The organism is Flavobacterium longum, from assembly GCF_965137575.1.
GTDB classification, from domain to species: Bacteria; Bacteroidota; Bacteroidia; order Flavobacteriales; family Flavobacteriaceae; genus Flavobacterium; species Flavobacterium longum.
The window spans coordinates 50,114-64,613 of sequence record NZ_CBCRZJ010000005.1 but is presented as its reverse complement, the minus strand read 5'-3'; the positions used below and the strand labels follow the sequence as shown (position 1 = coordinate 64,613).

General features: G+C 50.6%; 10 protein-coding genes. 1 reads left to right on the top strand and 9 read right to left on the bottom strand.

What is annotated here, in order from left to right; all coding sequences use genetic code 11:
- Positions 1-82: 82 nt before the first annotated feature.
- Positions 83-1,117: an o-succinylbenzoate synthase gene (locus ACM9J1_RS09845; RefSeq protein WP_415581868.1), complete on the top strand. Its 1,035-nt coding sequence runs from the start codon at positions 83-85 to the stop codon at positions 1,115-1,117.
- Here the strand turns inward: ACM9J1_RS09845 and ACM9J1_RS09840 are convergent.
- The 9 genes from ACM9J1_RS09840 to ACM9J1_RS09800 all read right to left on the bottom strand — a co-directional run bounded on the left by ACM9J1_RS09840 (position 1,107) and on the right by ACM9J1_RS09800 (position 14,455).
- Entirely contained in the window at positions 1,107-1,586 is a 480-nt protein-coding gene (locus ACM9J1_RS09840; RefSeq protein ID WP_415581867.1) for a nuclear transport factor 2 family protein, read from the bottom strand. The genes ACM9J1_RS09845 and ACM9J1_RS09840 overlap by 11 nt on opposite strands.
- Positions 1,555-2,070 carry a hypothetical protein gene (locus tag ACM9J1_RS09835; protein WP_415581866.1) on the bottom strand — a complete coding sequence of 172 codons (516 nt, stop codon included), beginning with the start codon at positions 2,068-2,070 and terminating at the stop codon, positions 1,555-1,557. Before ACM9J1_RS09835 ends, ACM9J1_RS09840 begins: the two co-directional genes overlap by 32 nt.
- Positions 2,067-2,738, bottom strand: a complete 672-nt coding sequence (locus ACM9J1_RS09830; RefSeq protein WP_415581865.1) for a peptidoglycan DD-metalloendopeptidase family protein — start codon at positions 2,736-2,738, stop codon at positions 2,067-2,069. Before ACM9J1_RS09830 ends, ACM9J1_RS09835 begins: the two co-directional genes overlap by 4 nt.
- Positions 2,739-2,822: 84 nt before the next feature.
- Positions 2,823-3,089: a hypothetical protein gene (locus ACM9J1_RS09825; RefSeq protein ID WP_415581864.1), complete on the bottom strand. Its 267-nt coding sequence runs from the start codon at positions 3,087-3,089 to the stop codon at positions 2,823-2,825.
- Between the two features lie 78 nt (positions 3,090-3,167).
- The gene (locus tag ACM9J1_RS09820; RefSeq protein WP_415581863.1) at positions 3,168-5,570 is read right to left on the bottom strand and encodes an alpha-ketoacid dehydrogenase subunit alpha/beta; all 2,403 of its coding nucleotides are present in this window, start codon (positions 5,568-5,570) and stop codon (positions 3,168-3,170) included.
- Between the two features lie 135 nt (positions 5,571-5,705).
- Positions 5,706-8,534, bottom strand: coding sequence for a gluzincin family metallopeptidase (locus tag ACM9J1_RS09815; protein WP_415581862.1), 2,829 nt, complete (start codon positions 8,532-8,534; stop codon positions 5,706-5,708).
- A 39-nt stretch (positions 8,535-8,573) separates the two neighbouring features.
- Positions 8,574-9,302 (bottom strand): LOG family protein, encoded by a 729-nt coding sequence (locus tag ACM9J1_RS09810; protein ID WP_415581861.1) that lies wholly within the window; start codon positions 9,300-9,302, stop codon positions 8,574-8,576.
- Between the two features lie 102 nt (positions 9,303-9,404).
- Complete coding sequence (gene uvrA / locus ACM9J1_RS09805; RefSeq protein WP_415581860.1) at positions 9,405-12,236, bottom strand: excinuclease ABC subunit UvrA; 2,832 nt, start codon at positions 12,234-12,236, stop codon at positions 9,405-9,407.
- A 395-nt stretch (positions 12,237-12,631) separates the two neighbouring features.
- Positions 12,632-14,455 carry a chloride channel protein gene (locus ACM9J1_RS09800; RefSeq protein WP_415581859.1) on the bottom strand — a complete coding sequence of 608 codons (1,824 nt, stop codon included), beginning with the start codon at positions 14,453-14,455 and terminating at the stop codon, positions 12,632-12,634.
- Positions 14,456-14,500: the final 45 nt, after the last annotated feature.

The window sequence follows — 14,500 nt, the reverse complement described above, 5'->3', positions numbered from 1 at the left end:
CCGGCTGTCCACTGTATCTTTTGCGCCGCTCCGCTATGCAAAAGGATGCCGTTTCCATCCGGGCTAGGGCTACCGTTTTCCCGTGAAAGCAACGTATAAAAAATACATCCTTCAGTTCAAGCGTCCTTCGGGCACGTCGCGCGGCGTGATGACCGAGAAAGAAACCTATTTCCTCATCTTGGAATCCGGCGGCAAACGCGGCATTGGCGAGTGCGGCCTGCTGCGCGGACTGAGCATCGATGACCGTCCGGATTACGAGGAGAAACTGCAATGGGTTTGCGGCAACATCCATTTGGGCGAAGCTGTGTTGTGGGAAGCGATGATGGCGTTCCCATCGATCCAGTTTGGGATTGAAACCGCATTCCGCTCCTTGGAAGCCGCCAATCCGTTCGTGCCTTTTCCGTCCGCTTTTACAGATGGCACGCAACACATTCCCATCAACGGCTTGGTCTGGATGGGCGATGCCAATTTCATGCGAACACAAATCGAGCAAAAGCTGGCCGAGGGTTTCCGTTGCGTCAAACTAAAGATAGGCGCAATTGATTTCGAAGCAGAGCTCGATTTACTGCGTTCCATCCGCGACAGGTTCGACACCAAAACCATAGAAATCCGCGTGGACGCCAATGGCGCATTTTCCGCAACAGATGCGTCAGAAAAAATCGATAGGCTTTCCCGGTTCGGCATCCACAGCATCGAACAGCCGATAAAGCCGAATCAAATCGAAGCCATGGCGCAATTGTGCACAGAAACGCCCATCCCGATCGCACTCGACGAAGAACTTATCGGCATGTTCGCCATGTCCGGAAAAGAAAAACTACTCCAGAAGATACAGCCGCAATACATCATCTTAAAGCCCAGTCTGGTAGGCGGTTTTCGAGGTTGCGCCGAGTGGATTTCGTTGGCAAAAAAATACGGAATCGGTTGGTGGATTACCTCGGCGCTGGAGAGCAACATTGGCCTGAACGCCATCGCGCAATGGACGTTCCTACAACAAAACCCGATGCCGCAAGGTTTGGGCACCGGCGCACTTTACACCAACAATTTTGACAGTCCGCTTACGGTTTCAGGCGGTGAACTCCGCTACGACAAAAGCTTGTCGTGGGGATTTAACTTTTAGGCCGGGCCATGTAGGCATTCAGTGAAGCGCGCGCCTGCTGGCGTACTTTGTCCTGAAGAAAGTCGCTCCAGCCGAGTAATGCGCCTTTCCAGCCCAAGGCTTGTCGCGCCCATTTGTAAAAGTCAAAGTCGTCGTGTTGCCGGTAAATCAACCCGTCGCGGAATTCGAAATTCGAGGAAATCTTGTTGGTAACCGTAAGCCCGGTCTTACTGAACAGGTATTTTGCCGTCCATCGGGCCGATCCGGTTAGCGCATCGGCATGCACATCACCAAAGGAAACATCGAGATTTCCGCCGCTTCGCTCGAGCAGCATTTGCCACATCGCACACACTTCTTTTGCGTTCAATGTTCCGAATGCCGGGTCCGAAAATACGGCTTCCGGATGATAACATGCCGCCATGGCCGTACCGTTATGCGCTGCGAACGCGGTATAGAAGTTATTTAATAACGTTTGATTTTGGTTTCCCATCTGTGGTGTATTCATCCAGCCAATCTAGTGATTTTAACTCAGACATCTGGTTGTTTTCGTTCATGGTCACGCGCAATTCCTTGTTGGCGATTTTCTTTTCATAATTCGCCTTGAAACGGTAAATGTTGGCCTTGTTCTTTTTGTCGTGCACGACTTCAATGAACGTCACGCCTTTGAAATCGCCGTATTTCAACTGGAAGTTGTGGCAGGTTTTGGTCAGCCTTTCGGGCGTAGCCTTCGCAATGACTTTATCGGTGGCTTCTTCGGTCGTAAAAGGCTTGAATCGCGATGTATTGCAGGCCATCAACACGCGCCGGCCGAGTTCGTAAGCTTTGTCTTTCTGGACGAGATTGATTTTTTCGGGCGCCACTTTCGCCACTTTCGGTTCTTTGGGTTTGGCCGTACTCGCCGTTGCATTTTTCTTGGATTTACAGCCGCCAAGCGCCAAAAGGCAAACCAGCACCAATATGACGTATTTCTTCATAACGATTCCATTAAGTTAAGTTTCAGCAATAGGTTAGGGTCGGGGCAATTCGACCGGTAAAAATCCAGATCGGTTGCACTACAAACGCCCGGATAGTCGCCAAAATTGCCTTCGATGTCCTTAATGATCTGGAAATGCAGGTGCGGCGCGTAATCGCCGTTTACGGAAGCATCGCCCAAGGAGGCCAATACTTGTCCGGCTTTGTAGGTGTCGCCAATCTCCAATTCTTCGATGCTTTTCACGGACAAATGCCCGTACAAGGTATAGAACCGAATACCGTTGATGTCGTGTTCCAAAATGATGGTCGGGCCGTAATTCCCAAGACCGACGTTGTACGCGAAACTGTGGACTTTGCCATCCAGCGCCGCATGGATTTCGGTTCCCGCCTTCGCCCACAAATCAAGCCCGATATGGATGTCGCGCGGCGCAGATTCTTCATCGTTGAAAATGCCGCTTCGGCGGTACAGGTTCCGGTGTTCCAGATAGCCGCCGTAGGCCACCGATGCTGTATTCTTTTTCACGAAATCGTCGAGGAAATCCTCGAAAGCATCGGCTGTGGCGCCAACAGGCACGTCTGGGTTGTTCACGGACAAATCCACCGGGATGTATTTTCCGTCAGCCTTGATTACGAATGCGGAAGGCCATGTTTGCAATAGTTCTGCGAGCATTTTTTTGCGTTTTGACTATCCAATATAAATAAAAAAACCAACACTTTTGGTGCTGGTTCCTTTACTTTAAAGAGAATTTAACGCTTATTTCTTCGCGTCGACCTTCACTTCTGTTTTCTTGTCTGCGTCTGTCGTGGTGACGTTGACACCGTCTTTAGATACACTTACCGAAGTGCCGTCGGCTTCTGCTTTGGCTGTCGTGTCTGCCGGAGCGGCAGGGGCTGCTTCCGGAGCCGGCATTTCAGTGGTTAACGTGTCTTTCGCCGTAGCGCCGTCTTCAGCCGGTTTGTCTTTCTTGTCGCAAGACGCGAGTGCCGCGATGATGGCTGCACCCAAGAGAACTTTTTTCATGATAAATTGTTTTAAGTTGCCGCGCCGCTACCAAAGCGCGTGCCATAAAAATATCCCGCGGGTCACGGGATTGAAATTTTAGTAAAGCGCCGGATATTTCCCCGGATTGGCTTCGTGCATCATGGCGTAGACCTTCTCGTAAATGTCTTCGGCCGAAGGTTTCGAGAAATAATCGCCGTCTGTGCCATAGGCCGGACGGTGCGCTTTTGCCGCCAAGGTCTGCGGTTTGCTGTCCAGGAAACCATAGGCGTTTTGTTCGTCGATGATCTGTTGCAGGATGAAAGCCGATGCGCCGCCCGGAACGTCTTCGTCGATGACGAGCAAACGATTTGTTTTGGCGATACTTTTCGCGATATCGTGCGCCGTATCGAACGGCAGCAAAGATTGGATGTCGATGATTTCACAGTCGATGCCCACTTGTTGCAGTTCATTCGCGGCTTGTTCCACCAATCGGAGCGTCGAGCCGTACGACACCAAAGTGATGTCGTTGCCTTCGCGGATGGTGTCCACCACACCGATCGGCGTCTTGAACTCACCCATGTTCGACGGCATTTTTTCCTTCAAACGGTAGCCATTCAAACATTCTACGATGAGCGCGGGTTCGTCCGTGTCCAAGAGCGCGTTGTAAAACCCGGCGGCTTTGGTCATGTTGCGCGGTACCAATACATGAATGCCGCGGATGGCATTGATAATCATGCCCATCGGCGAGCCGGAATGCCAGATGCCTTCGAGCCTATGGCCGCGGGTACGGATAATCAGCGGTGCTTTCTGGCGGCCGCGTGTCCGGTATTGCAAGGTCGCCAAATCGTCGCTCATGATCTGGATGGCGTACAACAGGTAGTCTAAATATTGGATTTCCGCAATCGGACGTAAACCGCGCATGGCCATGCCGATGCCTTGCCCCAGAATGGTCGCTTCGCGGATGCCGGCGTCGGCCACGCGGAGTTCGCCGTATTTTTCCTGCATGCCTTCCAAGCCTTGGTTCACATCGCCGATGTTGCCCGAATCTTCCCCGAAAATCAACACTTCAGGACGTTTTGAAAATATTGCATCGAAGTTGTCGCGGATGATCAATCGGCCGTCCACATCTTCGGCGTCGCTGGCGTACACCGGCAAAACTTCCTTCACGGATGCTACGTTTTTATCGGATTCCGAAAACAGGTGCGAACTGAAACGTGGCTGTGTCCTTTCGGTGTAATCCGTAATCCAGTCGGCCAATTGTTTCTGGCTGCTTTCGCCAACGACCATGCGCAGCGCCTTGCGGGCAGTTTGCAAAATGTCTTTGCGGATGGGTTCTTTGCTGTCTTTTAAATCCGTTGCGAACTTGTTCAGGAATACTTTATTGGCGCTGCCTTCGGCAATGTTTTCCAACAAGGTAACCAATTCAGCCTGTTCGTTTTTGATGCTTTCCAGAAAGGCATTCCAAGCGGCTTTCTTGCCTTCGAGCACCTGTTTCTTGATGTCGGCTTCCATTTGGTCCAAGGATTCCGCAGTAGCCAAATTGAACCCGATCATCCATTCGCGCATTTTCTTGATGCAATCGAAATCGGCTTCCCAACCCAGTCGTTTTGCATCTTTGTAACGTTCGTGCGAACCGGATGTAGAGTGGCCTTGCGGCTGTGTCAATTCATAGACGTGGATCAAAACCGGCACGTGTTGTTCCCGTGCGATCTGGCCGGCCTTTTCGTATGTAGAAACCAATTCAGCGTAATCCCAGCCTTTGACACGGAAGATTTCATAGCCGTTGCCGTGTTCGTCGCGTTGGAAACCCTTGAGGATTTCAGAGATGTTTTCTTTCGTGGTCTGGTGGCGTGCGTGCACCGAAATGCCATATTCATCGTCCCAGACACTCATCACCATCGGCACTTGCAATACGCCGGCCGCATTGATGGTTTCAAAGAACAAGCCTTCTGAAGTACTGGCATTCCCGATGGTGCCCCAAGCGACTTCGTTCCCCAAAAGCGAGAAATTTGTGGCGTTGTTGATGCCAGAAACTTTCCGGTAAATCTTGGAAGCCTGCGCCAATCCCAGCAGACGTGGCATTTGACCTGCGGTAGGCGAGATGTCGGCGCTGGAATTTTTCTGTAGTGTGAGGTTTTTCCACGAACCGTCTTCGTTGAGGCTGTGCGTGGCAAAATGCCCGCCCATCTGGCGTCCGGCAGACATTGGGTCATGCGCCAGATCGGTGTGGCCGTACAACCCCGCGAAGAATTGTTGGATCGTCAGATGCCCAATGGCCATCATAAAGGTCTGGTCGCGGTAATAACCCGAACGGAAATCGCCGTTGCGGAAGGCTTTGGCCATGGCCAGTTGCGGCACTTCCTTGCCATCGCCGAAAATCCCGAACTTTGCTTTCCCCGTGAGCACTTCGCGGCGTCCGAGCAGGCTGCATTCGCGGCTGGTCATGGCAATCTGGTAATCCTTTAATACTTCGGTCTTGAAATCTTCAAAAGTAAGGGCTGCGGTTGTGGCGGCTGTCATACGCGGATTTTTTAGGGTCGATTCTCCAAACGTTTTGGTTCGGGTGCCACAAATTTAACCAAAATCGGTGCGTGTGCAAACTACATCGTTGTAAAACCGATGAAAGCCGCCGGATTGTCGGCTAACGGAAATGTCTCAAAACCACTTGCGCGTGAAAAGGTTCACCAGGATTTTCGGGTCGAGCGTGACGATAAACCGGATGCGCTCGCCGTAATTGTCCTGCAATTCCCAGCCGTTGCTGGAATAAACCGGGAAATACAATTCGAAATAATCGGTCACCAAATTCAGGCGCACTCCGCTGTCGTAGAGGAATTTTGCTTCCGCATTATGGTTTTTTACGAAGCCTGCATCGGCATACACTTCCACCCAATTCCAGACGTTGATGCCTGCGTTCAATGTCGTGATCCATTGGTTGGCGAACGGGACTTCGAGTTTGGATTTGAATCCGCCTTCAGTCAGGATCAATTGCTGGCTGAACAAACCGGAACTTTCTGAACGTCCGTAATAGTTGTTGTCGAAGAGGTAATCTGTCGGGCGGTCGAGCGCGAAACTGAAATAGTCGCCGGAAGTTTTGTTGTAGAGGAACGTCCCGGCGTACAGTCGCAGATCGAGTTGCCGGTTGTTGCGGAAGAGTTTGCGGTAGCCCATTTCGACGGACGTTTTTCCAAAGTCCGAAGCCGCCTGAAAATCAGTCGTGAAATTGAAATGGCTCGCGATTTCGGTCTTGGAATTGGAATATCGGGCGTTGAACACCGCATAGTTCTCGGTATCACCGGTAATGATGTAATCGGTCGGTTGCCGGTCTACGATGACTTCGCGCAAGGTCACGAATTGCTTGCGGTTGTCGCGGAAATCGTTTTCCCGGATCCGGAATTGTACAGACGGCGTGACTTTCAGGTATGTCGCATCCGGCGCATAATGGAAATACGAACCGGTCAGGTAGTATTTCACATGATACAAACGGCTGTCGCGGATGTATTGGTTGAAAACCAGTGCCGTTGCACCCGAAAGCGATTGGGTTTTGCTGGAATACATCGGGTTGATGTCGTAGGCGAAAACCTTGTCCAGGATGGTTTTGTTGTAGAACCGGATGCCGGGTGTCAGGCCGTCGTATAAATTGTATGTCAGCGTCGGGACAAACAAGATCTGATTGTAGGCCGGATCTTCCAAATCCTTGAAGAACGTAAATTTTATCGGACGGTTGAGTTTGAAGCCTTCGAGGTTGCGCCAGTTGTTGCGCAGGTTGAATTCCGGGACTTCGTTGTCATAATTCAACACGAGTTTGTCGGCGCCGTTGCGCGCAAAGGTGTACACACTATCGGGTTTGGCGTCGTCCAGCCAATGCTTGAACACGACCTTTCCTTTTTTTACGCCATAAACAGGCATCGGGACAGAAACGCCCGTGCGGTTTTTCAAGGTGAAACGGATCGAATCCTGCGTTTTCGTGACGTCGTCGAATTTGTAGTCGATGATGTCTCGCGTGTCCACAACCGTCTTGAAGAACCAGTCGATATTTTTCGGCGCGTTTTTCCGCAAAATGTTCTCGAAGTCGGCGCGATTGGTTTGGCGGGTTTTGTTCAGCGCGAGGAATTCCTGCAGGCTTTTCGATAACGCATCGCCGCCGAGATAGGCGTCCAAGTATTTAAAGCTAAGCCCGGCGCGGTATTTTCCGGCGATCTGCGCATTGAACCGGATCAGGGAATCCTTTGCCATCCCGATGGGTTGGTCCAGATTCTTTCGCGCCATCAACATGTAGAAATAGTTGTATTGCCCGTTGAACGGTTCTTTCATCAGCGCATAGCCTTTGAGCAATTTCAGGGAAGACAAGCCGCCGGTCATTTTCACGTGCGGATAATACGTGTCGATGTAACGCATCATCAGGAACATCTGGATGCCGTCGAAAATCCAGTTGTCGGCGCGCGGATCAAGCCTTAATTGCTGCTTTAGGTATTTGTCGGTATAGGTTTTCAGGAATTTAAGCTCGTAGATGAATTCGTTGGTGAACACATTGATGAACGACGGCAACTGGTTGAGCCCGTAAAACGGGTTCTGGGCATAATCGGCTTGCGATACGATGACTTTCCCAAACTCCGGTTTCCCGAGATTTGCCGATACAAAGCGCACCACATTATCTACGACAATCGCTTTCTGGATGTCATCGATTTTCTTGCTCTCGATGCTGTTTTGTACTTCCACCAAATCGTTCTTGAAACTGGAGAAATTGGATTCCGTCTCAATAAAAATGTCGTATTTCACGCGATTTTCCCCAGACAAACGGTAACTTTTCAACCCGTCGGATTCCTCGGCAGGGATGACATCCAAGTCGGAAACGACACGCACCGTCGGGGAAACGGCGAGCGTCACTTCGAAATCGGTCGTGCCATTGGCGCAATCGTCGAGGTTTTCGTTGCTGTATCTGGCAAACCGATGGTCGTCATACCGCGCCGGAATCAGGAAACAGTCGCGCAACCTGATGTTTCCCTTGCCGTCGTAACCATAACCGGTAAACCGGCTGTCGGGAAGCTTGAGTTCATACACGAGCGAAAGGGAAATTTCCTGACCGGGCAAGATTTTTCCGGTAGCGATTTCCACCAAATCAGGATGATCGGGCGTTCGCAACCAAGCCACGATCTGGCCATTGCCGTCGATTACGGAATGCAACGCCGTGTCGCCGCGCTGGTCTGCATTGGCGCGGTAGAAACTTCGGGAGAATTCGTCCGAAAATCGCTTGGAAAGCGGCGTATCTTTGCCGGAATAGGCGTTGTTCCAATCGTTTAGTACGATAGACCGCAACGTATCATTGGAATCGTTCCGGAAAACGAGTTGTTGCCGTACATGCAACGTCTTTCCGTCCAGTACTGCCGTGATGGCCGTGCGGTGTTGCGCCGAAAGCGTCAAACAAATACAGGAAAGCAGGAATGTCAGGCAGGGCTTCAATTCTTTTTCAGTTAGCAGGAAACGCATAGATACGGATTTTCCGCCACTATAGCCTTGCGACAGACGTTAAAAATTCGGGCTGAGGTTGTATTTCTTGTAGAAATTATCGAGCACTTCCACGACTTCATCGGCAGTGTCCACGATTTTTATCAACTTCAAATCGTCCGGCGACACGTTGGCGTATTTTTCCACAAGGATGTCCTTGACCCAATCCATCAACCCTCGCCAGAATTCGGTACCAACGAGAATGATCGGGAACTTGGCGATTTTCTTGGTCTGGATGAGTGTGATGGCCTCGAACATCTCGTCGAGCGTGCCGAAACCGCCGGGCATGATCACAAATCCTTGCGAGTATTTCACGAACATGACCTTGCGCACGAAGAAATAGTCGAAATTCAGGTTTTTGTCCTTGTCGATATACGGGTTAAAGTGCTGCTCGAAAGGCAATTCGATATTCAATCCAACCGACGTTCCGCCGCCTAGGTGCGCGCCTTTGTTGCCCGCTTCCATGATGCCCGGACCGCCGCCGGTGATGACACCGTAACCCGCTTTTGAAATCTTGAAGGCGATTTGCTCGGCGAGTTGGTAGAAATGATTGTCGGGCTTGGTGCGCGCCGACCCGAAAATCGAAACGCACGGGCCGATCCTGCCCATGGTTTCATAGCCGTTCACGAATTCGGACATGATTTTAAAAATTGCCCAGGAATCGTTCGTCCTGATCTCATTCCAGGTTTTCTGCTTGAGCTTGTCCTGGATGATTTTATCTTCGTCGTTATCGAAATCTTCTAATCTCACTTGAATTATTTTAAATTTTAAATTTTGAATTTTAAATTAAAGATTGTCGAAATCATTTAAAATTTATAATTCAAAATTCATAATAGATTTTTAAAAAGCGGGCTAAGATAATTCTTTTTTCAAAAATTTCGCGGTATAACTTTTCTTGTTGCCCGCAATTTCTTCCGGCGTTCCAACAGCGACTACGGTGCCGCCGCCTTTGCCGCCTTCCGGTCCCATGTCGAAGATGTAGTCGGCGAGTTTGATCACATCCATATTGTGTTCGATGATCAGCACCGAATTTCCTTTGTCGACCAGTTTGTTGATGACTTCCATCAAGACGCGGATGTCCTCGAAATGCAGGCCTGTTGTGGGTTCGTCCATGATGTAGAACGTGTTGCCTGTGTCTTTCTTGGACAATTCGGTGGCGAGCTTGATGCGTTGGGCTTCGCCGCCTGAAAGCGTCGTACTTTGTTGCCCGAGCGTAATATAGCCCAACCCGACATCTTGGATCGTCTTGATCTTGCGGTAAATCTTCGGGATATTCTCAAAAAACACGACGGCTTCGTCTACGGTCATGTCTAAGATATCCGAAATGTTCTTGCCTTTGTAACGGATTTCGAGGGTTTCTCGGTTGAAGCGTTTGCCTTGACAGGTTTCGCATTCCACATACACATCCGGCAAGAAGTTCATTTCGATGGTGCGCACGCCCGAACCTTCGCAGGTCTCGCAACGTCCGCCGCTTACGTTAAAGCTGAAACGACCGGATTTATACCCGCGGATCATCGCTTCCGAGGTCATCGCAAACAAATTCCTGATTTCGCCCCAGACTTCTGTATAGGTTGCTGGGTTGGATCGCGGTGTGCGCCCAATCGGGCTTTGGTCAATATCGATGACTTTGTCGATGTGTTCCAATCCTTCCACTTTCTTGTACGGCGCCGGTTTCTTGACACCGTTGAAATAATGGGCATTCAGGATCGGGTAAAGCGTCTCATTGATCAGCGTCGATTTGCCGCTGCCCGATACGCCCGTGATGCAAACGAGTTTCCCCAATGGAATTTCGATGGATACATTTTTCAAGTTGTTTCCGGTGGCGCCGGTCAACTTCAATGACTTGCCATTGCCCTCGCGGCGTTTCTTCGGCACCGCGATTTCTTTTTCGCCATTAAGATACTGCGCCGTAAGCGTATGGTGTTTCAGGATTTGTTTCGGCGTGCCTTCACTGACGATTTCCCCGCCGTGTTTTCCGGCTGCCGGCCCGATATCGACTACATAGTCGGCGCGTTCGATCATGTCCTTGTCGTGCTCCACCACGATGACCGAATTCCCGATGTCGCGCAATTGTTCCAGCGACGCGATCAGTTTTTCGTTGTCGCGTTGGTGCAGCCCGATGCTGGGTTCGTCCAAGATGTAAAGTACGCCCACGAGTTGTGACCCGATTTGCGTGGCCAGCCTGATGCGTTGCGCTTCGCCGCCCGACAACGATTTTGAACTGCGCGCCAAGGCCAGGTAGTCGAGCCCGACGTTCATTAAAAAATGCAATCGGTCGCGTATTTCCTTGATGATTTCCGAGGCGATGGCTTTCTGTTTGTCGGTCAGGTGATTCGGCAAGTCATCGAACCAGGCCGTCAGGTCGGCGATGTCCATGTTCGACAATTCTGCGATGTTCTTCTCGTTGATCTTGAAATACAGCGCTTCCTTCTTTAGGCGCGTGCCACCGCATTCGCCGCACGGCACTTCGTCCATGAAATCTTTCGCCCAACGCTTGATGGATACCGAATCGCTTTCGTCGAACTGGTTCTTGATGAAGTTGGAAATGCCTTCGAATTCAATCTTGTATTCCTTCGTGACGCCCGCGATTTTCGATTCGATGTCGAAATAATCCTGGCCGCCGAACAAAATGACTTGCATGGCATCGGCCGGAATCTTCTCGATCGGGTCGGTGATCTTGAACTTGAATTTCTCGCCGATGGTTTCCAGTTGCTTGAAAATCCATGAATTCTTGTATTCGCCCAGCGGCGCAAAACCGCCTTGTTTGATGGACCGTTTCGGGTCTGGGATGATTTTCTTGAGGTTGATTTCGTTGACCGTGCCCAATCCGTTGCACACCGGGCACGCGCCTTTTGGTGAGTTGAACGAAAAATTGTTCGGCTCCGGATTCTGATAGGAAACGCCGGAGGTCGGGCACATCAAATTCCGGCTGAAAAACCGCGTCGCACCCGAATCCTGATCCATGATCATCAGCACATCGTCGCCGTGATACATGGCGGTGTTGATGCTTTCGGCCAGCCGTTTCTGGTTGTCTTCGGAATCATCGATCACCATGCGGTCAATGACGATTTCAATATCGTGCGTCTTGTAACGGTCGAGTTTCATGCCCGGCGTAATATCCTTGATCTCGCCATTGACGCGGACTTTCACAAAACCTTGTTTGGCAATTTGCTGGAACAACTCGCCGTAATGGCCTTTCCTTGCCCGGATGACCGGCGCCAGGATGTTGATGCGTTTTCCTGTGAAATTCTGGGTAATGAGGCTTTTGATCTGGTCGTCGGAATAGCTGACCATTTTCTCGCCCGTGACGTAGCTGTGCGCATCGGCGGCGCGTGCAAATATCAGGCGCAGGAAGTCATAGATTTCCGTAATCGTGCCTACCGTAGAACGCGGGCTTTTGCTGGTGGTTTTCTGTTCGATGGCAATAACCGGAGACAATCCGTCGATCTTGTCCACATCGGGCCGTTCCAATCCGCCCAGGAATTGGCGTGCGTAGGCCGAAAATGTCTCGATGTAACGGCGTTGCCCTTCGGCGTAAATCGTGTCGAACGCCAACGACGACTTTCCTGAACCTGAAAGCCCGGTAATGACAACTAATTTCTCTCGCGGAATGGTAACATCGATGTTCTTGAGGTTGTGCGCGCGGGCACCCAAGACTTCGATGCTTTCGTCAAATGTTGGCATAGAATGGTAAAACGCAAAGGTACGGTTATGTAGTGAAAGAAGAAAGTGGCAAACCGAAAGAAAAAAAGCGTTGTGTGTAATTTAACGAATGGCCGATGGTCGAGGAAAAAGAAGCAAGGCCGCTGCGCTGAAATAAGAAAGAAGCGATAGCGTAGGAAAAGGCTAGAAATTCAAGAATGAGAGATTACCCGACCAGAAAAAAAAAGCGACTTGACAGTTCGTGAGATTTAACAAGACATCCGGTTTTCCCGCCATCGGATGACGAGATTTTTGTCGAGGGAATTCCCATGCACCCCTTCCCATAGCCCGAAGCTACTTTTTTCAGGATTAACGTCGGTGCGGGAAAACCGTAAATTTTCATAAAATGTTGCCTTTAAACCAGCAAATGTAAGGCGCTATTCAATCACCATTTCCTTGAATTTCTCACGGTAACTTTCCAGTATGGCCAGCTTAGGCAGAAATCCGACGTACTTTTTGTTGTTGACTACTGGAAGTAGTGCGGCGCCGGTATCCTCGAATTTTTTCATGATTTGTTCGATGCCGTCTTCATCGAGTGAAACAATGGCTGCCGGCTGCGAGATGACGTCGGCCAACGGAGTGAATTTCACACGGAACGAATTGAAAATCATGGGGCGTATCTGTTCAAAATCAATCAACCCGACGAGCTGGTTCTTTTGGTCGGTCACCGCGAAGACTTTTTGTGGCGTGGTCGACAAAAGATCGATGACGTACTCTAAACCGTCTTCGCGCTTGATGACTTGCCAATCGGTTTCCACGAGGCTCAGTATGTCAATGTTTGACAGGATGTTCTTGTCTTTGTCGCTCGTGAAGACGTCGCCTTTGTCGGCAAGATGCTTCACGTCCATGGAATATTTCTCGAACTGGCGCGATACCGCAAAACTGATCGACGAAACCATCATCAGTGGTACCATCAGGCCATAGCCGCCGGTGATTTCACCGATGAGGAAGATTGCGGTCAGCGGCGCATGAAACAACCCGCTCAGGATGCCGGCCATGCCCACCACCGTAAAATTGGCCACCGGAATCGGGTGCGTGAAACCCAGCAGGTTGATGGCTGTGGCCAGGGCAAAGCCGAGGTATGAACCCACGAATAGCGATGGTGCAAAATTGCCGCCGTTGCCGCCGCTGCCGAGCGTTATTCCCGTTGCAAACGATTTCAACATGACCGCAGCACCTATGAACGCCAGAAAAATCCACGGGTTACCTTGAAAACGCTCCAGCCAGGTATTGTCGAGCAATTGCTCCGGATGTGGCTCGGCGAGTGTCTTGATGCTTTCGTAACCTTCGCCGAAAAGTGTCGGGAAGAAGAAAATCATGATGGCCAGCAGCGATGCGCCGAACAACGCCCGTTTGTAGGCCTTGTTGCGGATGCGGTTAAAAAAATGTTCCACCTTCCGGAAATTCCGCGCGTGGTAAACCGATACAAATCCAGCCAAAATTCCCAACAAAATGTAGTAAGGAATGTTCCGGTAGTCGAATTCGAGTTGCTGTTTGAACGACAACAAAATATCTTCGTTCAGCAATACATTGGAAACCAAGGCGCCGGTGGCCGCCGAAATAATAATCGGGATGAAAGCCGAAATAGTGATATCGGTCAGGATGACTTCGATGGCGAACAATACGCCGGCAATCGGGGCGTTGAACGCTGCGCCGATGCCAGCCGCGACACCGCACGCCAGCAAAAGGATGCGGTCTTTCTGCGACAGCCGGTACCGTTGCGCATAGTTGGAGCCGAATGCGGCACCGGTGATGACAATCGGGGATTCCAGTCCGGCCGAACCGCCGAGACCGACCGTCAAGGAACTCGTCACGATTTGCGCGTACATCTGTTTCCGTGGGATGAAGCCGCCTTTCTTGGCCACGGCATGCAGGATTTTGGAACTGCCTTTATCAATGTGCCCGTCAAGAAGGTTGCGTACGACGAAAACCGTCAGCAAAATGCCGGCGATCGGGAGTAAACTGTTGATGTACGGCAATTTCAAGTATCCGTTGATGAGGTTGGCCCAGACGAAAATCTGGTGCGCGAAAGCCTTCAGCACGATGACCGCTGCCGCGCAAGATAACGCCACGATGACACTAGAAATGTAGATGAAATGCCGTTCGTTCAGCAACTCCTTGAGCATGAAGAAGAAATTTTCGACATGCCTGAAGATCTTGCGGAAGGCAATTTTCAAGAAGGGCGCTTTTTTGTTGGACATTTTTAAAAATGTGAACTGCAAAGGTAATTCTTTAACCGCAAAGGC

Excerpts from the sequence above, each read along its gene's own strand:
- ACM9J1_RS09840 (WP_415581867.1), bottom strand. The coding sequence starts at position 1,586 with ATGGGAAACCAAAATCAAACGTTATTAAATAACTTCTATACCGCGTTC.
- ACM9J1_RS09835 (WP_415581866.1), bottom strand. The coding sequence starts at position 2,070 with ATGAAGAAATACGTCATATTGGTGCTGGTTTGCCTTTTGGCGCTTGGC.
- ACM9J1_RS09830 (WP_415581865.1), bottom strand. The coding sequence starts at position 2,738 with ATGCTCGCAGAACTATTGCAAACATGGCCTTCCGCATTCGTAATCAAG.
- ACM9J1_RS09825 (WP_415581864.1), bottom strand. The coding sequence starts at position 3,089 with ATGAAAAAAGTTCTCTTGGGTGCAGCCATCATCGCGGCACTCGCGTCT.
- ACM9J1_RS09820 (WP_415581863.1), bottom strand. The coding sequence starts at position 5,570 with ATGACAGCCGCCACAACCGCAGCCCTTACTTTTGAAGATTTCAAGACC.
- ACM9J1_RS09815 (WP_415581862.1), bottom strand. The coding sequence starts at position 8,534 with ATGCGTTTCCTGCTAACTGAAAAAGAATTGAAGCCCTGCCTGACATTC.
- uvrA (WP_415581860.1), bottom strand. The coding sequence starts at position 12,236 with ATGCCAACATTTGACGAAAGCATCGAAGTCTTGGGTGCCCGCGCGCAC.
- ACM9J1_RS09800 (WP_415581859.1), bottom strand. The coding sequence starts at position 14,455 with ATGTCCAACAAAAAAGCGCCCTTCTTGAAAATTGCCTTCCGCAAGATC.